The 20761-nt window shown below is 72.0% G+C and carries 16 protein-coding genes; 8 read left to right on the top strand and 8 right to left on the bottom strand.

Annotated elements, in window-relative coordinates; all coding sequences use genetic code 11:
• Positions 1–85: 85 nt before the first annotated feature.
• The 4 genes from AC3EUV_RS32345 to AC3EUV_RS32330 all read right to left on the bottom strand — a co-directional run bounded on the left by AC3EUV_RS32345 (position 86) and on the right by AC3EUV_RS32330 (position 6847).
• On the bottom strand, positions 86–3910 hold the full coding sequence (locus AC3EUV_RS32345; RefSeq protein WP_435604473.1) for a multifunctional oxoglutarate decarboxylase/oxoglutarate dehydrogenase thiamine pyrophosphate-binding subunit/dihydrolipoyllysine-residue succinyltransferase subunit: 3825 nt from the start codon (positions 3908–3910) through the stop codon (positions 86–88).
• A gap of 237 nt (positions 3911–4147) precedes the next feature.
• A complete protein-coding gene (locus AC3EUV_RS32340) occupies positions 4148–5272 on the bottom strand; it encodes a sensor histidine kinase (RefSeq protein WP_386687869.1) in 1125 nt (374 codons plus the stop codon).
• Positions 5269–6009, bottom strand: coding sequence for a response regulator transcription factor (locus AC3EUV_RS32335; protein ID WP_042148648.1), 741 nt, complete (start codon positions 6007–6009; stop codon positions 5269–5271). The genes AC3EUV_RS32340 and AC3EUV_RS32335 overlap by 4 nt, the downstream gene beginning before the upstream one ends.
• Before the next feature lie 73 nt (positions 6010–6082).
• Positions 6083–6847, bottom strand: a complete 765-nt coding sequence (locus AC3EUV_RS32330) for a spermidine synthase family protein (RefSeq protein ID WP_435604472.1) — start codon at positions 6845–6847, stop codon at positions 6083–6085.
• 241 nt (positions 6848–7088) lie between these two features.
• Here AC3EUV_RS32330 and AC3EUV_RS32325 point away from each other — a divergent pair, with 241 nt between their 5' ends.
• Entirely contained in the window at positions 7089–7952 is an 864-nt protein-coding gene (locus tag AC3EUV_RS32325) for a rhomboid-like protein (protein WP_435604471.1), read from the top strand.
• Positions 7953–7989: 37 nt separating this feature from the next.
• Here AC3EUV_RS32325 and AC3EUV_RS32320 read toward each other — a convergent pair whose 3' ends face one another.
• Both AC3EUV_RS32320 and AC3EUV_RS32315 read right to left on the bottom strand, forming a co-directional pair.
• A complete protein-coding gene (locus tag AC3EUV_RS32320; protein WP_435604470.1) occupies positions 7990–8544 on the bottom strand; it encodes a hypothetical protein in 555 nt (184 codons plus the stop codon).
• Between the two features lie 98 nt (positions 8545–8642).
• On the bottom strand, positions 8643–9146 hold the full coding sequence (locus AC3EUV_RS32315; protein ID WP_432146235.1) for a YfbM family protein: 504 nt from the start codon (positions 9144–9146) through the stop codon (positions 8643–8645).
• A 110-nt stretch (positions 9147–9256) separates the two neighbouring features.
• Here AC3EUV_RS32315 and AC3EUV_RS32310 point away from each other — a divergent pair, with 110 nt between their 5' ends.
• Both AC3EUV_RS32310 and lon read left to right on the top strand, forming a co-directional pair.
• On the top strand, positions 9257–10150 hold the full coding sequence (locus AC3EUV_RS32310) for a pentapeptide repeat-containing protein (RefSeq protein ID WP_432146236.1): 894 nt from the start codon (positions 9257–9259) through the stop codon (positions 10148–10150).
• Positions 10151–10371: 221 nt separating this feature from the next.
• Positions 10372–12822, top strand: coding sequence for an endopeptidase La (lon, locus tag AC3EUV_RS32305; RefSeq protein ID WP_432146237.1), 2451 nt, complete (start codon positions 10372–10374; stop codon positions 12820–12822).
• A gap of 121 nt (positions 12823–12943) precedes the next feature.
• Here lon and AC3EUV_RS32300 read toward each other — a convergent pair whose 3' ends face one another.
• Positions 12944–13801, bottom strand: a complete 858-nt coding sequence (locus AC3EUV_RS32300) for a lysozyme (RefSeq protein ID WP_432146238.1) — start codon at positions 13799–13801, stop codon at positions 12944–12946.
• A gap of 270 nt (positions 13802–14071) precedes the next feature.
• Here AC3EUV_RS32300 and AC3EUV_RS32295 point away from each other — a divergent pair, with 270 nt between their 5' ends.
• Positions 14072–14575, top strand: a complete 504-nt coding sequence (locus AC3EUV_RS32295; RefSeq protein WP_432146239.1) for a MarR family winged helix-turn-helix transcriptional regulator — start codon at positions 14072–14074, stop codon at positions 14573–14575.
• A 94-nt stretch (positions 14576–14669) separates the two neighbouring features.
• On the opposite strand, the gene AC3EUV_RS32290 is transcribed toward AC3EUV_RS32295, so the two are convergent.
• Positions 14670–15515 (bottom strand): hypothetical protein, encoded by an 846-nt coding sequence (locus AC3EUV_RS32290; protein ID WP_432146240.1) that lies wholly within the window; start codon positions 15513–15515, stop codon positions 14670–14672.
• A 683-nt stretch (positions 15516–16198) separates the two neighbouring features.
• Here AC3EUV_RS32290 and AC3EUV_RS32285 point away from each other — a divergent pair.
• The 4 genes from AC3EUV_RS32285 to AC3EUV_RS32270 all read left to right on the top strand — a co-directional run bounded on the left by AC3EUV_RS32285 (position 16199) and on the right by AC3EUV_RS32270 (position 20744).
• Positions 16199–19129 (top strand): sensor histidine kinase, encoded by a 2931-nt coding sequence (locus AC3EUV_RS32285; protein WP_435604469.1) that lies wholly within the window; start codon positions 16199–16201, stop codon positions 19127–19129.
• Positions 19126–19623: a roadblock/LC7 domain-containing protein gene (locus tag AC3EUV_RS32280; protein WP_435604468.1), complete on the top strand. Its 498-nt coding sequence runs from the start codon at positions 19126–19128 to the stop codon at positions 19621–19623. Before AC3EUV_RS32285 ends, AC3EUV_RS32280 begins: the two co-directional genes overlap by 4 nt.
• Positions 19624–19696: 73 nt before the next feature.
• Positions 19697–20092 (top strand): DUF742 domain-containing protein, encoded by a 396-nt coding sequence (locus tag AC3EUV_RS32275; RefSeq protein ID WP_042148681.1) that lies wholly within the window; start codon positions 19697–19699, stop codon positions 20090–20092.
• A gap of 37 nt (positions 20093–20129) precedes the next feature.
• Entirely contained in the window at positions 20130–20744 is a 615-nt protein-coding gene (locus AC3EUV_RS32270) for a GTP-binding protein (protein WP_432146243.1), read from the top strand.
• The last annotated feature ends 17 nt before the right edge of the window (positions 20745–20761 follow it).

The raw sequence follows: 20761 nt of genomic DNA, 5'->3' as shown, positions 1-20761 counted from the left end.
CGCGCCACGCACGCGGAAGGGCCCGCCCCCACCGGGGACGGGCCCTTCCGCTGCTGCCTGCCGGTTCTCCGGCGGCCCGGGACACCTAGGCGTCGAAGGCCTCCGCGACCAGCTGTGCCTGCTCTGCCTGGTGGCGCTTGGCGGAGCCGACGGCCGGCGACGAGGAGTGCGGCCGGGAGATCCGGCGCAGTCGCTCACCGTGCGGGACATCGGCGCCGACGGCCAGGTCGAGGTGGTCGATCAGGTTGAGGCCGAGGAACGGCCAGGCACCCTGGTTCGCCGGTTCTTCCTGGGTCCACAGGTACTTCTCGGCGTTCGGGAACTTGGAGATCTCCGCCTGGAGCTCCTTGCCGGGAAGCGGGTAGAGCCGCTCGATACGGATGATCGCGGTGTCGTGCGCACCGCGCTTCTCCCGCTCGGCCTCCAGGTCGTAGTAGACCTTGCCGGAGCAGAAGATGACCTTGCGGACATCCTCGGGCTTGACCGTGGAGTCGCCGATGACGGGGCGGAAGCCGCCCGTCGTGAACTCATCCGTCCGCGACGCCGCCGCCTTCAGACGCAGCATCGACTTCGGGGTGAAGACGACCAGCGGCTTGTGGTGCGGGTTGTGGACCTGCCAGCGCAGCAGGTGGAAGTAGTTCGACGGCAGGGTCGGCATGGCGACCGTCATGTTGTTCTGCGCGCACAGCTGGAGGAACCGCTCGATACGGGCCGAGGAGTGGTCCGGGCCCTGGCCCTCGTAGCCGTGCGGCAGCAGCAGGGTGACGCCGGACGTCTGGCCCCACTTCTGCTCCGCCGAGGAGATGAACTCGTCGACGACCGTCTGGGCGCCGTTGACGAAGTCACCGAACTGCGCCTCCCACATGACCAGCGCCTCCGGGCGGGCCAGGGAGTAGCCGTACTCGAAGCCCATCGCCGCGTACTCGCTGAGCAGCGAGTCGTAGACGTTGAAGCGGGCCTGGTCCTCGGAGAGGTAGAGCAGCGGCGTGTAGTCGTCGCCGGTCTCCCGGTCGATGAGCACCGCGTGCCGCTGGCCGAAGGTGCCACGGCGGGAGTCCTGGCCGGCGAGCCGGACCGGGGTGCCCTCCATCAGCAGCGAGCCGACGGCCAGGGTCTCGCCCATGCCCCAGTCGATGGTGTTGTCCTCGACCTGGGCCGCGCGGCGCTGGAGCTGGGGCAGCAGACGCGGGTGGACGGTGACCCGCTCGGGGATGTTGACCTGCGACTCGGCGATCCGCTTGACGACCTCCTGGGAGATCGCGGTGTCGACGTAGACCGGGAACTCGGCCTTCGGCTGCGGCACCTCGGGGGCGGCCGGAGCCGTCGTGGCGTCGCGGACCTCGGTGAAGACCTTCTCCAGCTGGCCCTGGAAGTCCTGGAGCGCCTGCTCGGCCTCTTCCAGCGTGATGTCGCCGCGACCGATGAGGGACTCGGTGTAGAGCTTGCGCACCGAGCGCTTCTTGTCGATCAGGTCGTACATCAGCGGCTGGGTGAAGGCCGGGTTGTCCGACTCGTTGTGACCGCGGCGGCGGTAGCAGATCAGGTCGATGACGACGTCCTTGTTGAACGCCTGGCGGAACTCGAAGGCCAGACGGGCAACGCGGACGACGGCCTCGGGGTCGTCGCCGTTCACATGGAAGATCGGCGCCTCGATCATGCGGGCCACGTCGGTGGCGTACATGGACGAACGCGACGACTCCGGGGCGGCGGTGAAGCCGACCTGGTTGTTGATGACCACGTGCACCGTGCCGCCGGTGCGGTAGCCGCGCAGCTGGGACATGTTCAGCGTCTCCGCGACCACGCCCTGGCCGGCGAACGCCGCGTCACCGTGCAGCTGGATCGGCAGGACCGTGAAGTCCGTGCCGCCCTTGTTGATGAGGTCCTGCTTGGCGCGCGCGATGCCCTCGACGATCGGGTCGACGGCCTCCAGGTGGGAGGGGTTCGCGGCCAGCGAGACCTTGATCTGCTCGCCGTCCAGACCGGTGAAGACGCCCTCCTGGCCCAGGTGGTACTTCACGTCGCCGGAGCCGTGCATCGACTTCGGGTCGAGGTTGCCCTCGAACTCGCGGAAGATCTGCGCGTACGACTTGCCGACGATGTTCGCCAGGACGTTCAGGCGGCCGCGGTGGGCCATGCCGATGACGACCTCGTCGAGGCGCGACTCGGCCGCGGAGTCGATGACCGCGTCCAGCAGCGGGATGACGGACTCGCCGCCCTCCAGCGAGAAGCGCTTCTGGCCGACGTACTTCGTCTGGAGGAAGGTCTCGAACGCCTCGGCGGAGTTCAGCCGGCGCAGGATGCGCAGCTGCTCCTCGCGCTCGGGCGACTTGTGCGAGCGCTCGACCCGGTCCTGGATCCACTTGCGCTGCTTGGGGTCCTGGATGTGCATGAACTCGATGCCGGTGGTGCGGCAGTACGAGTCACGCAGCACGCCCAGGATGTCGCGCAGCTTCATCATGGACTTGCCGGAGAAGCCGCCGACCGCGAACTCGCGCTCCAGGTCCCACAGGGTGAGCCCGTGCTCGGTGATGTCGAGGTCGGGGTGCTTGCGCTGGTGGTACTCCAGCGGGTCGGTGTCGGCCATGACGTGGCCGCGGACCCGGTAGGAGTGGATCAGCTCGAAGACCCGCGCGGCCTTGGTGACATCGTCGTCGTGCGAGGCGTCGATGTCCTTGAGCCAGCGGACCGGCTCGTAGGGGATCCGCAGCGACTTGAAGATGTCGTCGAAGAAGTCGTTCTCGCCGAGCAGCAGCTGGCTCATGATCCGCAGGAATTCGCCGGAGGCGGCGCCCTGGATCACCCGGTGGTCATAGGTGCTGGTCAGCGTCATGACCTTGGCGACACCCAGCTTGTTCAGGGCGTCCTGGGAGGTGCCCTGGAACTCCGCGGGGTAGTCCATCGAGCCGACGCCCATGATCATGGACTGGCCGGGCATCAGGCGGGGCACGGAGTGCACGGTGCCGATGCCGCCCGGGTTCGTCAGCGACGCGGTGACCCCGGTGAAGTCGTCCATCGTCAGCTTGTTGTCGCGGGCCCGGCGGACGATGTCCTCGTAGGCCTGCCAGAACTCGAAGAAGGTCAGCGTCTCGGCCTTCTTGATGGCGGCGACGACGAGCTGGCGGTCGCCGTTCGGCTTCACCAGGTCGATGGCCAGACCGAGGTTGATGTGCTCGGGCTTGACCAGCGTCGGCTTGCCGTCCTTCTCCGCGAAGGAGTAGTTCATCGACGGCATGGCCTTGAGGGCCTGCACCATCGCGTACCCGATGAGGTGGGTGAAGGAGACCTTCCCGCCACGGGCGCGCTTGAGGTGGTTGTTGATCACGATGCGGTTGTCGAAGAGCAGCTTCACCGGGACCGCGCGGACGGACGTGGCCGTCGGCAGCTCCAGGGAGGCGTTCATGTTCTTCGCAACGGCGGCCGAGGGGCCGCGCAGGGTGACGAACTCGGGACCGGCCGGAGCCTCGCCCTCCTCGGCGGCCGGCTTCGCGGCGGGCTTGGCCGGAGCCGCCTTCGCGGGCTCGGCCTTCGCCGGAGCGGCCTTCGCCGGTGCCGGAGCGCTCGCGGCGGGCTTCGCCGGGGTGGCCGGCGCGGCGGAGGCCGGCTTCGGCTCGGCCGCGGGCGACTGCGCCGGGGCGGCCGCGGAGGACTGCGCGGCGTCAGCCGCTCCAGTGGAGCCGGTGCTCGCACCGGGAGAGCCCTCCGCCGGCTGGCTCGGCGCGGTGGCGCCGCCCGGCTTGTAGTCAGCGAAGAAGTCCCACCAGGCTCGGTCTACCGAGTTCGGGTCCTGGAGGTACTGCTGGTAGATCTCGTCGACGAGCCACTCATTGGGACCGAACGCAGCAGCAGGGTTCTTACCCTGCCCCTCTGGGTCGGTCGAGATGCTCGAGCTGTTGGGGGACTGTAGCGACACGGCGGCAACCGCCCTCTTCCGCTTCCTAAGGTGGTGGACAGCGGGAATAAAGGCTACGCCTGTTGTGACCCTTGGTGCAGGCCGGGAGGGGCACTCGTCGCGTACGTCACATTCCCGGTCGGGTTTCAGGGCATGACTTGGCGGGAAACACACGAAGTTTGCCTCTGAGCGGGCGAGGAGTGATCGCCACCACACCCGGAGGATGTGCTTCCACCACCGACCCTACGTCAGCGGCCGTCAGCTTCGAGCTGACTCCAGCCCCGGAAGAGTGACCCGGATCCGGCAACCGCGGGACGATTCCGCGACACCGATGCGCCCGCCGTGCAGATCCACCGCCCAGCGCGCGATGGCCAGGCCCAGGCCCGTACCGCCGTCGCTGCCGGGGCCCGAGGGGGCCGGGCCGCCGCGGTTGAACCGCTCGAAGACCCGGTAGCGCTCCGCCTCGGGGATGCCGGGGCCCTCGTCCTGCACCTCCAGCACCAGGCTCTGCGGCCCCTCGCCCCGCCGTGCGTGCACCGTGACCCGGCCGTGCCGGGGGCTGTGCTTGATCGCGTTGTCGATGAGATTGGCCACGACCTGGTGCAGCCGCTCGGCGTCCGCGTGCGCGGTCAGCTCCGGCGGCGAGACATCGAGATGCAGATGGACGTCCGTACGGGTGTGGGTACCGGAGCCGGCCACCCCGGCGAGGGTGGCGGCGCCCCGGCTCATGTTGGCCTCCTTGAGCACCCCGGACAGATACGGCCAGACCTCGAAGCGGCGGGAGTGCAGCGGCACCACCCCGTTGTCCAGCCGGGACAGGTCCAAAAGGTGCTCGACCAGCCGGCCCAGCCGCTCGGTCTGCTGCAGTGCCGTACGCATCGTCTCCGGGTCCGGCTCGCAGACGCCGTCGACGACGTTCTCCAGGACGGCCCGGAGCGCGGCGATGGGGGTGCGCAGCTCGTGCGAGACATTGGCGACCAGCTCCTTGCGGTGGGTGTCCACCGCTTCCAGGTCGGCCGCCATCCGGTTGAAGGCGTTCGCCAGGTCCCCGAACTCGTCGCGGCGCTCCGAGCGGACCCGGCGGCTGTAGTTACCGTGCGCCATCGACCGGGTGACATCCGTCATCTCGTCGAGCGGAGCGGTCAGGCTGTTGGCCACGAACTGGGTGATCAGCAGCGAGGCGATGATCGAGAAGATCGTGATCACCCGCAGCTCGGTCGCCGAGTGCATCGCGACGAACACCAGCAGGGTGGTGATGATCACCGAGACGCTGACCAGCGCCCCGAGAGCGGCCTTGACGGAGCGGTACGGGTCCAGCGGGCGCAGCCCCTCCCAGACCCGCTGCCACAGCTCGGTCAGGCGAGTGCGTGGCGACCGCGTCATGCGGCGGGGGTCTCCAGGGCGTAGCCGACGCCGTGGACCGTGCGGATCCGCTCGGCGCCGATCTTGCGGCGCAGCGCCTTGATGTGGCTGTCGACCGTACGGGTCCCGGAGGCGTCGGCCCAGTCCCACACCTCGGCCAGCAGCTGCTCACGGGAGAGCACCGCGCGCGGGGTGTTCGCCAGGCAGACCAGCAGATCGAACTCGGTGGGCGTCAGATGGACGTCCGCGCCGCGCACCCGCACCCGGCGCTGGGCGTGGTCGATCTCCAGCTCGCCGAGGCGCAGGATGCCGCTGCGGGGGGTGTGCGCGGCCAGTGCGGCGCGCTCGACCCGGCGCAGCAGGACATGCACCCGGGCGGCCAGCTCCCGCATCGAGAACGGCTTGGTCATGTAGTCGTCGGCGCCGACGCCGAGGCCCACCAGCATGTCGGTCTCGTCGTCCCGGGCGGTGAGCATCATCACCGGCACCGGACGCTGGGCCTGGACCCGGCGGCACACCTCCAGGCCGTCGAAGCCCGGCAGCATCACATCGAGGACCAGCAGATCGGGCTGCCAGGCCTCGGCGGTGTCCACGGCGGCCGGGCCGTCGGTGGCCGTCTGCACCTGGAAGCCCTCGGCGCGCAGCCGGGCCGCGATGGCCTCGACGATCGTGGGGTCGTCCTCCACGACCAGCACCCGGCGCTGGGCACCCGGCGTGGCCGCGGCGGCGCCGCCCTGCGTTGTCTGAGTCTGGTCCATCGCCCGCCCCTGCATGTCCCTGCGTGGTCGCGTCTTGCTGGGCAGCAGCGTACGGGCATGGTGTGACTGTCGGCTACGCGCCCTTGCGCGCGAGATGGACCGCGTCGGGGACGCCTCGGACAACGGGGATCTCTTCCGTATGTACCCCGCTGAAACCGGCATTTCGCAGTGCGTCCTCGAAGGCCGGCGAGGGTTGCGCGGACCAGACGGCGAGCACTCCGCCGGGGGTCAGACGGTCCCGGCAGGCGGCGAGCCCGTCGGGGGAGTAGAGGCTGTCGTTGTCCTCGGTGACGGTCCAGTCGGGGCCGTTGTCGATGTCCAGGCACAGCGCGTCGTAGGTGTCCTGATCTGCTTCCGTACGCAGATGGGCGACGAGGTCGGTGTGCCGGATCTCGCTGCGCGGATCGGCCAGCGCGGCCGCCGAGACGGCCGACAGCGGGCCCGTGCGGTGCCAGTCGATGACCGCCTCCTCGCGCTCGACGACGACGATCCGGCCCCAGCGCGGCTGCCGGGCGGCGCGGGCCAGGGAGAAGCCGACGCCGAGGCCGCCGATCAGGATGGAGGGGTGGGCGCGGGCGGCCGGCAGCGCGTCCAGCGCGGCATCGATCAGCAGCCGCTCGGACCGGCCGTCGGAGGTGTCCATCAGGAAGCAGCCGTTGGCGATGATCTCGTAGATCACCGGCGGCGCGGGAGTGCCGGCGCCGTCGGTCCCGGGCGTCGCGGCGGGCCCGCCCCGCTGCCGCAGCACCACCTCGCCGGACGGGCCCTGGCGGCGGTCGAGCGTGCGCGGGGCCTCGGGGGCGCCGGTCGTTGCCTGCGGCGGTGTCACGGGAGCCATGGCGCCATCGTGACCAATACGGGGTACGCCGGTCCAACGCTTTGGGGGCGCGTCCCCCGTCGTCTGCCCGGACGCGAAGCACCCGCCGGAGGTTGCCTCATGTGATGGATCTCACTCTCACAGGTTCTTCATGGGTTGAGCGTGCAGGGTGGTCCGGGACGTAGGACAGGGCAGAGATTCACGGCCGAGGGGGCACGGGCGTGGCTCACCGGATGCGCCAGGACGGAAGGGGCCTCGGACTGTGAGCTGGCTGGGAACCGCCGAGAGGATACGGACCGGTCGCGGGCCGGCTGCCGACGCGGCGCCGGACACCGGCCCGGCCGGTGTGCCGGGTCTGCTGCCCGGCATCCCCCGGCAGCCCGGGGGCGGGGAGACCGTGGCCCGCGCCGCCGCCGAGGCGGGGCCGAACGCCCTTGGCGCGGCCGCGCGTTGGCGGCCCTGGCGGCTGCTGCCCACCCCCGTCGGCACCCCCTTCACCTTCGGCTACGCCGTGCTCCTCGTGGCCACCTCGCTGTTCGCCGAGCACGCCGACCCGGGGCTGGTCTCCGACCTGCTGCGCGGCTCCAGCACCGATGTCGCCCATCTCGCCCAGGCCCCGCTGGTGGTGCTGATCGCCAGCGCCCTGTGGATCGCCGGCGGGATGACCTCCGGGTACGCCCTCGCCTTCGTCTTCGTGCTGACGGCGCTGGAGCGGCGGATCGGCGCCCGGGCCGCCGTCGCGGTCTTCTTCGGCGGCCATGTGCTCGCCACCCTCGCCACCGAACTCCCCGTCGCCTTCTCGGTCGCCGCCGGCGGGCTGCCGGAGAGCTCGCTGCACCGCCTCGACTACGGCATCAGCTTCGGCGTGATGACCTGCACCGGAGCCCTCGCCGGGCTGCTGCCCGCCTGGCCGGGCCGGCTGCTGGTGGCCGGCGTCGGCTATCTGGCGCTGACGGATCTGTTCGCCTACGCCGACCCGCTCTCCGACTGGGGGCATCTGCTCTCGCTCACCCTGGGGGTGGCGAGCTGGCCGCTGCTGCGCCGCTGGCGCACCCGTCGCGCCGCGCCCGCACCGCTCCTCGGCGACCTGGGCCATCCCGCCCTGCGGGGCGCGCGGATGTACTGAGCGTTCCCGCGGCGCGGCCGGTCCGGGGGGACCGGCCCTACGGTCGCGCCGTCGCCCGGTAGGTGTGGGTGATGGCGTAGGCGCAGCCGCCCAGGAGCGCCACACCGGAGAGCACACCGCTGACGAACGGCACCCACGCCACGGCGGAGGTGGCCGCCATGCCCAGGCCGATCGCGCCGAGCGCGGTCAGTGCGGCCCCGGGGACGGCGATGCTGCGCCGCTTCCAGACCGCCGTCAGGGCGATGAAGTGCAGGCCGACGATCAGCGCGATCCAGGCCACCGCGGTCTGTTCGGGCGCGCCCGCCGCCCGCAGCGCGAGATTGCCGCCGACCAGCAGCACCGCCTCGGCCCCCACGACGAACGCGAACTTCCCCCGGAACCAGTCCGCCTGAGGGGCCTCGGGGTCGTCCGCCGCGGGCTGCCCGCGGCGCCCCGCCCGCAGCGCGAGCGTGAGCAGCCCGGCGAAGGTGAGCACCGCGAGCACCCGGAGGGCGATCCCGATCGCCGGATTCAGCGGGTCGTGCGCGTTGGCGACCACGAAGACCGTCCCGAAGAGTGCGCCGATGAAGACTCCGGACATCCGCTGCAACATGCCGTGAAGGTAGCAGTCATGACGGTGTGTGAGGTGGTGTGAGCGGCCCTCCGCACGGCGGTGCCGGACCGGGCGGCGCCAGGGCGTGTCTTCAGGCCCTAGCCGAGCCAGTGGAGCATGCCGTCCCCCTCGTCCGCCGCCGCGCGGAAGAACGGCCGCAACTGCTCGTAGTGCTCGCAGACATAGTCCAGCGGCTCGCCGCGCTCCCAGACGATCGACGGATAGATCCGCGCCGCGGCCAGGTCCGCCGGGCCGGCACCGGCCGTCAGACGCGCGGCGGGTATCTCCGCGAGGGCCTCGGCGCCGGCCCGCACCTGCGCGGGGGTGAGGTAGCGGGGCGGACCGTAGCCCCAGTCGTCGGCATCCGGAATGGCCTGTTCGCCATGGACGAGGTCCACGGGGACGGCCGCGCGGCGCAGCAGGAAGGCGAGGGCGTCCCAGGTCTTGTCGATGTCCAGGCAGCGCGCCGACGCGGGCTCCGGGCAACGGGCGGCTTCCGCTTCCATCCGCCCCTGGACCAGCTTCAGCGCCCACTCGGGATCGCCCAGGGCGCGGTCGAGTTCGGCAGGAGTGACACGTGCGTACTCTCCGATCATGCTCATGGACCCGACGTTAGGGCCGGCCACTGACAACGCCCGGTGCGCGGCGGGGCGGTGGCCGGCCGCCACGAGCGGAACCGGCCGGGCACGGCGGTCCTCCGGCGCCTGGAAGAATGGCGGCCCCTTCCCGGCACCCCTCGTGCCGTGCCCGCCGACGCAGGAGTGCACCCACCTTGTCCTCAGAGCGCGAGCCCTCGACTCCGGACGTCACCGACCTCGGCCTGACGTCCGACTGCGGCAGCTGCTTCGGGCTGTGCTGTGTCGCGCTGCCGTTCGCGGCCTCGGCGGACTTCGCCATCGACAAGGACGCCGGCCGGCCCTGCCCGAACCTTCAGCAGGACTTCCGCTGCGGCATCCACCGCGAGCTGCGCCCGCGCGGCTTCACCGGCTGCACCGTCTTCGACTGCTTCGGCGCCGGGCAGAAGGTCTCCCAGGTCACCTTCGGCGGACAGGACTGGCGGCGGGCCCCGGGGACCGCCCGGCAGATGTTCGATGTCTTCCCCGTCATGCGGCAGCTGCACGAACTCCTCTGGTACCTGGCCGAGGCGCTGACCCGGCCGGCGGCCCGCCCGGTGCACGCCGAGCTGCGCGCCGCCCTGAAGAAGACCGAGCGCCTCACCCGGGGCAGCGCCGAGGAGCTGAGGGAGCTGGATGTGGCGGCCCACCGGGGCGAGGTCAACGCCCTGCTGCTGCGCACCAGCGAACTCGTCCGGGACCGGGTCCCCGGCCGTAAGAAGGAGCGCCGGGGCGCCGACCTCATGGGGGCTCGCCTCAAGGGCGCCAACCTCCGGGGCGCCAACCTCCGTGGGGCCTACCTGATCGCCGCCGACCTCACGGGCGCCGATCTGCGCACGGCGGACCTGATCGGCGCCGATCTCCGCGCCGCCGACCTCGCCGGCGCCGATCTCACCGGCGCGCTCTTCCTCACCCAGTCGCAGCTGAACGCGGCCAAGGGCGATGCCACGACCGAGCTGCCGCAGACCCTGAGCCGGCCCGCCCACTGGTAGCGCGGCCCCGGGGACCACTGCCCCGCGACCCGGCCGGCCGCGCCCGGCCGAACCCGCCGTTGATCCACCGGAGCCCGGCCCTGCCCGCCCGACCGCCGAGGGCCCGGCCCGCCGAAACGGCAACTCCCCTGATCGCTCACAGCGAACGCCCCTGCGGGAACATCTCCCACCCCGGCCGCATTGAGTGAGTACAGCTCAACTTGCTTGCCGAAGGGGAGATCATGGCTTCGACGTCCACATCGCTCACTCTGCCCGTGCTGCCCCTCGATGACGAGGTCGTGCTCCCCGGCATGGTGGTGCCCCTGGACCTGTCCGACGCGGAGGTGCGGGCAGCGGTGGAGGCCGCTCAGGCGGCCGCCTCCTCGGGGAACAAACCGCGGGTGCTGCTTGTGCCCCGCATCGACGGGGAATACGCCGCGCTCGGCACGCTCGGGCGGATCGAGCAGGTCGGGCGGCTGTCCGACGGCGATCCCGGCGCGCTGATCCGGGGCCTGGGCCGGGTGCGGATCGGTTCCGGCACCACCGGGCCCGGGGCCGCGCTCTGGGTGGAGGGCACCACCGTCGAGGAGAAGGTGCCCGATCCGCTGCCCGGCGCGGTGGCCGAACTCGTCACGGAGTACAAGGCGCTGGCCACCAGCTGGCTGCGCAAGCGCGGCGCCTGGCAGGTCGTCGACCGGGTCCAGCAGATCGAGGACGTGCCGACGCTCGCCGACAACTCCGGCTACTCGCCGTTCCTGACCATCGAACAGAAGGTCCAGCTGCTGGAGACCGCCGACCCGGTCGCGCGGCTGAAGTACGCCACCGAGGTGCTGCGGGAACACCTCGCCGAGCAGGATGTCGCCGAGTCCATCGCCAAGGACGTCCAGGAAGGCGTCGACAAGCAGCAGCGGGAGTTCCTGCTGCGGCGGCAGCTGGAGGCGGTCCGCAAGGAGCTCGCCGAGCTCAACGGCGATCCGGAGGACGAGGGTGACGACTACCGCGCCCGCGTCGAGGCCGCCGATCTGCCCGAGGATGTCCGCAAGGCCGCCCTCAAGGAGGTCGACAAGCTGGAGCGGTCCAGCGACCAGAGCCCCGAGGGCTCGTGGATCCGCACCTGGCTGGACACCGTCCTCGAACTCCCGTGGAACGAACGGACCGAGGACGCCTACGACATCGCCGGCGCCAAGGAGATCCTGGACGCCGACCACTCCGGCCTGGAGGACGTCAAGGAGCGGATCACCGAATACCTGGCCGTCCGCAAGCGGCGGACGGAGCGGGGCCTCGGCCTGGTGGGCGGGCCCTCGAAGGGGGCAGCGGGCAAGGACGGTGGCGGGCGGCGGGCCGGCGGAGCCGTGCTGGCGCTGGTCGGCCCGCCCGGTGTCGGCAAGACCTCGCTCGGGGAATCCGTCGCACGGGCCATGGGCCGGAAGTTCGTCCGGGTCGCGCTGGGCGGCGTCCGGGACGAGGCGGAGATCCGCGGCCACCGCCGGACCTATGTCGGCGCACTGCCCGGCCGCATCGTCCGGGCCGTCAAGGAGGCCGGTTCCATGAACCCGGTCGTCCTCCTCGACGAGATCGACAAGGTGGGTTCCGACTTCCGGGGCGACCCGGCCGCCGCCCTCCTGGAGGTCCTGGACCCGGCGCAGAACCACACCTTCCGCGATCACTACCTGGAGGTCGAACTCGACCTCAGCGATGTGGTCTTCCTGGCCACCGCCAATGTCCTCGAAGCCATCCCCGAGCCGCTGCTCGACCGCATGGAGCTGGTCCGGCTGGACGGCTACACGGAGGACGAGAAGGTCGTCATCGCCCGGGACCATCTGCTGCCGCGCCAGCTGGAGCGGGCCGGTATGGAGCCCGGCGAGGTGACTCTGGAAGACGGGGCGCTGCGCAAGCTGGCGGGCGAATACACCCGCGAGGCGGGCGTACGGAATCTGGAGCGCGCGGTCGCCAGGCTGCTGCGCAAGGTCGCCGCCCAGCACGAACTGGGGGAGCGGGAGCTGCCGTTCACGGTCGGCGTGGACCAGCTGCGCCCGCTGATCGGGCGGCCGCACCACACCCCCGAGTCGGCCCAGGACCCGGCCGAGCGGCGCACCGCGGTGCCCGGCGTGGTCACCGGCCTCGCGGTCACCGGCGCCGGCGGCGATGTGCTCTATGTGGAGGCCTCGCTCGCCGATCCGGAGACTGGGGCGTCCGGGCTCCAGCTGACCGGCCAGCTCGGCGACGTGATGAAGGAGTCCGCGCATATCGCGCTGTCGTTCCTGCGCTCCCACGGCGCGGAACTGGAGCTCCCGGTCGCCGACCTGAAGGAGCGCGGGGTGCATCTGCACGTACCGGCGGGCGCCGTTCCCAAGGACGGGCCGAGCGCGGGCGTGACGATGACGACGGCGCTGGCCTCGCTGCTGTCGGGCCGGCAGGTCCGGCCGGATGTGGCGATGACCGGCGAGGTCTCGCTGACCGGGCGGGTGCTGCCGATCGGCGGCGTCAAGCAGAAGCTGCTGGCGGCGCACCGGGCCGGCATCGGCACCGTCATCATCCCCCAGCGCAACGAACCGGACCTGGACGACGTACCGGCCGAGACCCTCGCAGCCCTGGACGTCCACCCGGTCGCCGATGTCCGCCAGGTGCTGGAGCTGGCACTGACACCGGCGTCGAACGGGGCCGCACCGGAGGTGGAGCGTCTTAGCGCCTGAACCGGCGTCGCTCTCGCGGAGGTGGCTGGGCGCCGTGGGGGGTTCTCAATTGATGGTTGCGGTAGGGGGAGCGGCCCGTGCTCACGTACGCGAGCACGGGCCGCTCCCCGATGGAACCTGCTCAGCCGTTCGCCAGTGCGCGGAGGCGGTCCAGCGCGCCGTTGAAGCGGTTGTGGTCACCGACGGTCGGGCCGGACGAGGTGTACTGCCAGATGGTGTGGAAGCCCCAGCCGGCCGGGAGTTCACCGGCCGAGGAGCCGTAGCGCGGGATCCACAGGGGGTTGACGGCGCCGAAGGCGGCGGAGTTGCCGGTGCACTGTTTCCACCAGCTGGTGGAGGTGTAGAGGACGGCGTCCCGGCCGGTGCGCGCCTTGTAGGTGGCGAACCAGTCCTTCATCCAGTTGACCAGCCCGGCCGCGCTCAGCCCGTAGCAGGTCGCGCCGTAGGGGTTGTACTCCATGTCGAGCGCGCCGGGCAGCGTCCTGCCGTCCTTGGACCAGCCGCCGCCGTGGTCGGCGAAGTACCTGGCCTGGGCGGCGCCGCTGGAGGTGTTGGGGGTGGCGAAGTGGTAGGCGCCGCGGATCATCCCGGTGTTGTAGGAGCCGTTGTACTGCTGCGCGAAGTACGGGTTGGTGTAGCTGGTGGACTCCGTCGCCTTCACATAGGCGAAGCGGACACCGCTGTTCCAGAGGGTCGACCAGGCGACATTGCCGTTGTGGCTGCTGACGTCCACCCCTTCGACGGAAGCGAGGGAGGCGGCCGGCGGCGCCCCGCCGGCCGCCGTGCCCTCGTGCCGGGCGATCTGGGAACCGGCCCAGTCCTGCCCGGGGTGGGTGGGTTCCGGTGCGCGCTGCGCGGCCGCGGCGCCGGCGGTGCCGGGCAGTCCGAGGAGGAGGGAGACGAGGGTGAGCAGGATCCCGGCCACGGTCGCGAGGGAGCGTGCGGGGCGGTGGGGGGAGCCGGATCTGAGCACGGACATACGTGCCTCCGAAGATCTCGGTGGATGACCTGAGGGGGGAGGTGCTGACGGCATGGCGCAGGCGTGCTGACACGGATGTGCGAGGTGCATGACGCCGCGGCGGGATACCCGGGCCGCTTGGTATGGCCATGCCAGAAATGACGATACGCGCGTAGACCCAGGTGGCAAAAGAGGGGCCGTGGGCTGCCGTTGGTCTAATCCTGCGAAATACTGGCCGAGCTGCGGCTTCGACCGCCGCCGGCAGAAACTTTCAGGTGAGGAAACGCGGGAATGGGCGCTGACGTGCACAACACCGGAGCCGAGGGAACGACGGCGGATGGTGAGCCGACTGGTGTGGACCACGTATTTCTCGCCCTGGAACGGGAATTGGCGGTATTTCTCCGCCGCGCCCGGGCCTCTTCCGGCGAACTGGCACGAGAGGTGCATCCCGACCTGGAGCCCGCCGCGTATGGCCTCCTCGTACGGCTGGCGGACGCCGGCGCCCAGCGCGCCACCGACCTCGCCGGCTACTTCGGGGTCGGCAAGGCCACGATGAGCCGCCAGCTGCACGCCCTGGAGAAGCTCGGACTCGTCGCCCGCGAACCGGACCCCGCGGACGGCCGCGCGGTCCTGGTGCGCCTCACCGACGAGGGCCGCGAACGCTTCACCCGCGTCCGCACCGGCCGCCGCGCCCGGTACGCCCGCCGCCTGGCCTCCTGGGACCGCGGCGAGGTCGCCGAACTCGCCCGTCTGCTGCACCGGCTGAACGCGGAGAAGGAGAGCGACGAGGTGTAGGGCGACGAGGTGTAGGGCGACGAGGTGTAGGGCGCGGCGCGCCGGGAGGCCGTGCCCACGCGCCGGGAAAACATGCCCCGCTCGTCCGCGATTGTCACGGCGCCACAAAAATCACCGCCGCATCGTCCCGAGCCTTACCGCGCGGAAACGCCGTGCGCGCCGGGTCCGCCGCCTCCGCGGCCCGCACCCGGTCGATGAGTGCCTGCGGGCCCTGCCCGGCCACCAGGGCCACACAGTCCGCCCAGGACCCCTCCCGGAAGACCTCGACCCAGCGGCTCGCGCCGTCGCTGAGCGCGGTCAGGGAGCGGACCTCGGCGCGCGGGGTGCTGCCGGTCACCGCGCGGGCGGCCACCGACGGATCGGCGGCCGCGGTGAAGAAGCCGCCCTCCGCATTGCGCAGCGCCTCGACCGCCCGGCCGTACTCCCGGCCCAGCGCGGCCCGTTCCGCCGAGCCGAGGGGCAGCGCCCGTACGGCCGCCCGCAGCTCCCGGACCGCGGGCGGCAGTTCGTCCAGCCGTGTGTCGAGCACCGGATCCACCGAGCCGTCCGCCCGCTCCAGCAGCAGCACGGAATCGGACAGGACGAGGTGCTCGACACTGACCCCGGACCATCGTGCGGCGATCACGGTTGCTTGCGGGGTGCGGACGTGAGAAAGGTCACAGGATTGCCGGTGACCGTCGGCCGTCCGGGAGATGGCCGCGGCGAGTGCCTCAGTGAGCGTCATATCCCGGTGTGAAACCGACAGTTCGAGCATTGCGCCGCCGAGTCGCGCGGTGAACCACGGCACTCCGTGGACGCAGCCGTGGTCCTCCTCCGGTGGCGTCACGCCGTCCAGCAGGACCAGCGCGCCGCCCTGGCCGGAGGCAGGCAGAGCTACCGATGCGTAGTCCTCATTTGGGTGTTGGGGGTCGCCCGGCTCGGTGGCGAGTGCGATGTGCATAGCCGGAAGTCTGCCGGAGGTGGCCGTCCCGGCCCGGCCGGCGGGCGCCGGCGGCGGCGTCGGAGCCCGGGCGGCGCAGGGGCTTACCGACGGTAGGGGGCGCCGGTCCCGCGGCGTGCGGGCGGGCATCTTTCCAGGACCGGGACGCATCTCCAAACCCGTTCGGGGGTTGCGCGGGGTTGCGGCAGAAAACATCGGCGCACGGAAGTTGATGGTCAAACTCCGAGTGATGTTCACTCGTTCAAGTGGCCGGGCATGTGTTGCCGAGCCACTGCGCGGCGCCGGTGGAATGGTCGTTGCCCGAATCATGGGGTGAGGTCAGGACATTCGTCGCGACGCGCAGAGCCGGGCTGTTTCCCTCGCGGAAGTGTGCGCTGCTGCGGTCTTCGCGCAGGTCCGCTCCGCGAGCGGAGAGCGAGCCGGGTCCGCGACGCCATTTGGCGTGAGCAGGCGAGACAGGAATGCGAGCAGCGGTGCGGAAGATGCGGCTTCGAGGCGGCGCAGGGAAGCCGGGTTCACCGGCCGGTTCGATCCCGGGCCCGGGATCGGCTCCTGGTAAGGGCCCCGACGCGAAGGGCGGTCCCGGCGCGAAGGGCGGCCCGGACGCGACGGGCCGTGACGAGAGCCCCACGGGACGGCGTCCCGCGCGGGTGCGCAATCGGCTGGTCGGGGCGGTGGCCGTCGTGGCAGCCGCCGTCATCGGCGCCGGCGTCCCCGGTCTGACGGCGACCGCCGACGCGGCCAACACCGGCCAGCAACTGGTCGATCTCGCCGAACTGAACGCCCGCGCCCTCGCGCTCGCGCACTCCCTCGCCGATGAACGCGACGGGATGACCGCGTACGCCGCCACCGGGCGGGGCGGCCGGACCGCCGCGAGGACGGGCACCACCGGGGCCGACGCGGCCGCGGCCGCCCGGGCCCAGCGCACCCGGGTGGACCGGCAGATCGACGAGCTGCGCTCCGAGGCCCAGGACGCCACCGGCGACACCGCCGTGTACCGGGCCGCCGCCAAGGCGCTGGCCACCCTGCCGCAAACCCGTCAAAAGGCGCTGTCCGGGCCCGCATCGGCCGAGCAGACCTACGCCGCCTATACCGAGGCACTCCAGGCACTCGGCGCGATCAGCGACGACATCGCCCGCGGACTGCCGGCCCGCGCGGACTCCGCCGACGCCGCCACCCGCGCGCTGCCCGCCCTCGGCCGCGCCGCCGAACAGGCCGCGGGCGCCCGCGGCCTGCTGCTCGCCGGGCTCGGCGCGGGCGGCAGCCAGCCCCGGCTGACCGCCCTGGCCCAGGTCGCCCACGTCCGCGAACAGGGCGCGCTGGGCGACTTCCGGCAGACCGCGGGCCAGGCCGCCCGGGACCGCTACGACCGCACCGTCACCGGCGCGGACGTCACCACCGCCGAGCGCTATCTGACCCGGCTGACCGACCAGCCCCGGCTGGACGCCCTCGATCTGCGGCTCAGCCACCGGCGGGTCCAGCAGACCCTCACCACCCGCATCGGCCTGATGCGGGGCGTCGAATCCGCCATGGCCACCGCCGACATCCAGCGGCTCGGCGCGCTGCGCGACGACGAGGTGACGGAGCTGGAGATCCGCATCGGTCTCGAAGCGCTGTGCCTGCTGCTGGCCGTCGGTGCCGGGGTGTGGGCCGCCCGCTCCCTGACCCAGCCGCTCGCGGCGCTGCGGATCGGCGCCAAGCGGGTGGCCGAGGACCCCGCGCACGAGGAGCCCATCACCTACAAGGGCCGCAACGACGAATTCGCCGCCGCCGTACGGTCCGTCAACGCGCTGCACGCCCAGGTCGGCGAGCTGGCGCGGCGCACCACCGAGCTGGAGGGCGAGCGCAAGCGGCTGGTCGGCGGCCGGCAGCGGCTGGTCGCCGAGCGCGAGGTGCTCCAGGAGCAGGGCGAGACGCTCAGGGAGGAGATCGCCGATCTCACCGAGCGGCTGGCGGCCCTGCACAACGGGGTGCACGGCCGGTTCGTCAACCTCTCGCTGCGCACCCTCGGGCTCGTGGAGCGCCAGCTCGGCGTCATCGAGTCGCTGGAGGAGAGCGAGCAGGACCCGGAGCGGCTGGAAACCCTCTTCAAGCTGGACCACTTCGCCGCGCGGATGCGCCGCAACAGCGAGAACCTCCTCGTCCTCGCGGGCGCGGAACAGCACAGCACCAACCACCAGGGCCCGGTGCCGCTGCTGGACGTGCTGCGCGCCGCGATCAGCGAGATCGAGCGCTACGACCGGGTGCGCATCCAGTCGCTGCCGCCGCACTCGCAGGTCGCCGGGTTCGCCGCGGACGACCTCAGCCACCTGGTCGCCGAACTCCTGGAGAACGCCACCGGGTTCTCGCCGCCGAACGCCCATGTGGAGCTGTCCGGCTGGCTGCTGGAGAGCGGCGAGGTCATGCTCTCGGTCCAGGACGAGGGCATAGGGATGACCTCGGAGCGGATGGCCGAGCTCAACGAGCGGCTGGTGGACGTCGACGCCGCCTCGTCCTCGGAGAGCATCGACGACGCGCTGGGCCTCGGGCTGTACGTCGTGGTGCGGCTGGCCGCCCGGCACGGCGTCCGGGTCCAGCTGCGGGACGCCAAGCAGGGCGGCGTCACCGCCGTCATCGTGCTGCCCGGCTCGATCCTGCCCACCCGCCCCGCACCGTCGGCCGCCTCGCCCAGCGGGTCCCAGGACGTGGCGCACACCCCGAGCCTGCCCGGCTCGGTCGCCGAGGCGAACTCCAACGCGCTGCCGGCCCGGGCCGCGCGGACCGAACCGGCCACGGCGGACGGCGCGGCGGCCCCCGCCGCGTCCCCGGCCCCGGACGCCCCCCGCACCGACGGGCCGCCCGCGGGACCCGACGCCGCACCGGCAACCGGCCAGGAGGGCACGCCGGACGCGGAACCGGCGCCCGCCACCGACCCGTTCGTCGCCGCCGCGGAGCGCGCGATCGACGCCGCCGGGCTCGGCGCCCCGGATGGACCGGCCCCGGCGCCTGCCGTGCAGCAGCCGTCCGGCCCCACCACCCACGCCGTGTCCGAGAGCCCGTACGGTCCCGGGTCGCCCGGCCCGTACGGCGCCACCACCAGCGGCAGCGGCGAGCATGTGCGGCCCGAGGAGGAGCCGCGCCCGGCCGCGGACCCGGCGCCCGCGGACACCGGCGGGCCCGCCGCCCCGGCCGACGGGCCCACCACGTCCGACGCGCCCGCGGCCGACCCATACGCCATCGGCCCCGACCAGCACACGCATGCCGGGCCGGACGCGGCACCCACGGACGCGGCGGCACCCGCCGACGCGTCCCCGGCCGGTACGCCGGCCGACCCACAGACCGCTGCCGCCCCGCCCGAGGGGAAGCAGCGGACGACCGAGATGGGGCTGCCCAAGCGCACCCCCAAGGTCGTGGCGCAGCAACAGGCGCCCGCCGCCCCGCGCAAGAGCGGAGCGGCCAACGCCGAGGCGCTGCGGCGCCGGCTCGGCGGATTCCAGGCGGGGGCGCGAGTCGGCCGGCGTGATGTCGAGGCCGAGATCGCGGAACGTACAGCGGAGCAGACCATCCCACAGACGGACACCGACGGAGCGGGGGCCCCGGGAGAGAGCCACGTTGTCGAGGAGGCACGCGATTGAAAGCGCAAGCGCCCACTGCTTACGGACAGGGCCTGAGCAGTCAGGCACAGAGCCTGCACTGGCTGCTGACCAACCTGGTGGACGAGGTACCGGGTATCCGCTCGGTCGCGGTGGTCTCCTCCGACGGTCTGCTGCTGCTGTCGTCCGACCCGGACCGGGTGGACGAGGCGGCGGCGGGGCCGGGCGGCGGTGACGGTCCCCGGGGGTCCAGCGCGGACCTGGCCACCATCGTGTCCGGACTCGGCAGCCTCACCAACGGGGCCGCGAAGCTCATGGACGGCGGGCCGGTCAAGCAGACGATGATCACGATGGACGAGGGCAGTGTGTTCGTCATGTCGATCAGCGACGGTTCGCTGCTCGGCGTGCACGCCACCCCGGACTGCGACATGAACGTCATCGCCTACCACATGGCGCTGTTCGTCGGCCGGGCCGGCCACGTCCTCACCCCCGAACTCCGCAGCGAATTGCGCAAGTCGATGGAGAACGTCCAGTGAGCGAACGTAGTGAGCGACCCGTGAAGGGGTGCCTGCTGAGCGGATGCGAGGCCGAGCGGAACGGGGTTTCGGCATGAGCAGTCCCAAACTCCCCGTACGCGGGGACCGCAAACCCGCGCGTGTGCGGCCGTACTCGCTCACCGGCGGCCGTACCCGCTTCGGCCATGTGCTGCTGGTCGAGACGTTCGTGGCGGCGCTGGAGGCGCCCGAGGAGCGCCGCGAGCTCACCTCCGGCGGCTGGGGCGACCGGGTGATGCCGGAGATGCGGGCGATCGTCGAACTGTGCCGCCGGATGCGCTCGGTCGCGGAGATCTCCGCGCTCCTCAAGATGCCGCTGGGCGTGGTCCGGGTACTGCTCAGTGACCTCGCCGACCAGGGAAAGATTCGCGTCTACGGCACCGGGCACGGCTCCGGCCGGCCCGACCGCGCGCTGCTCGAAAGGGTGCTGAGTGGACTTCACAGGCTCTGACACGATATCGGCCGGGCCGACGGCGACCGCCGGTTCCGTGGGTCAGGCCGACCCGGCGGCCACGGCCGACGCGGGGCTACAGAGCTGGCAGACGGACCGTTCGCGGGCGCCGATCGCCACCAAGATCGTGGTGGCGGGCGGCTTCGGCGTCGGCAAGACGACGTTCGTCGGATCGGTCTCGGAGATCACCCCGCTCCAGACCGAAGCGGTGATGACGCAGGCCAGCGCCGACACGGACGATCTGACCGCCACCCCGGAGAAGACCACGACCACGGTCGCGATGGACTTCGGGCGGATCACCCTCGACCAGGAACTGGTGCTGTACCTGTTCGGCACGCCCGGCCAGCAGCGCTTCTGGTTCATGTGGGACGACCTGGTGCGCGGCGCGATCGGCGCGATCGTGATGGCCGACACCCGGCGCCTGGAGGACTGTTTCCCGGCGCTCGACTACTTCGAGAGCTGCGGGCTGCCGTATGTCGTCGCGGTCAACCACTTCGAGGGGACCGAGGCGTACGCCGTCGAGCATGTCCGCGACGCACTGACCGTGCCGCCGCAGGTACCCGTAGTGATCATGGACGCGCGGCAGCGGCCCACGGTGATCAAGTCGCTGCTCGCGCTGGTCGGCCACGCCCTGGAGACCACACCGGAGTAACCGGTGGGTAAGGTCTC

It is taken from the genome of Streptomyces sp. bgisy130, assembly GCF_057708345.1.
The sequence above is the reverse complement of the archived record's forward strand: the minus strand, read 5'-3'. Positions and strand labels throughout refer to the sequence as shown.

Bases quoted from the DNA above. Each gene is read 5' to 3' on its own strand.
- AC3EUV_RS32320 (WP_435604470.1), bottom strand. From the start codon at position 8,544: ATGTTGCAGCGGATGTCCGGAGTCTTCATCGGCGCACTCTTCGGGACG.
- AC3EUV_RS32290 (WP_432146240.1), bottom strand. From the start codon at position 15,515: ATGCACATCGCACTCGCCACCGAGCCGGGCGACCCCCAACACCCAAAT.
- AC3EUV_RS32300 (WP_432146238.1), bottom strand. From the start codon at position 13,801: ATGTCCGTGCTCAGATCCGGCTCCCCCCACCGCCCCGCACGCTCCCTC.
- AC3EUV_RS32340 (WP_386687869.1), bottom strand. From the start codon at position 5,272: ATGACGCGGTCGCCACGCACTCGCCTGACCGAGCTGTGGCAGCGGGTC.
- lon (WP_432146237.1), top strand. From the start codon at position 10,372: ATGGCTTCGACGTCCACATCGCTCACTCTGCCCGTGCTGCCCCTCGAT.
- AC3EUV_RS32275 (WP_042148681.1), top strand. From the start codon at position 19,697: ATGAGCAGTCCCAAACTCCCCGTACGCGGGGACCGCAAACCCGCGCGT.
- AC3EUV_RS32315 (WP_432146235.1), bottom strand. From the start codon at position 9,146: ATGAGCATGATCGGAGAGTACGCACGTGTCACTCCTGCCGAACTCGAC.
- AC3EUV_RS32310 (WP_432146236.1), top strand. From the start codon at position 9,257: ATGGCGGCCCCTTCCCGGCACCCCTCGTGCCGTGCCCGCCGACGCAGG.
- AC3EUV_RS32330 (WP_435604472.1), bottom strand. From the start codon at position 6,847: ATGGCTCCCGTGACACCGCCGCAGGCAACGACCGGCGCCCCCGAGGCC.
- AC3EUV_RS32335 (WP_042148648.1), bottom strand. From the start codon at position 6,009: ATGGACCAGACTCAGACAACGCAGGGCGGCGCCGCCGCGGCCACGCCG.
- AC3EUV_RS32295 (WP_432146239.1), top strand. From the start codon at position 14,072: ATGGGCGCTGACGTGCACAACACCGGAGCCGAGGGAACGACGGCGGAT.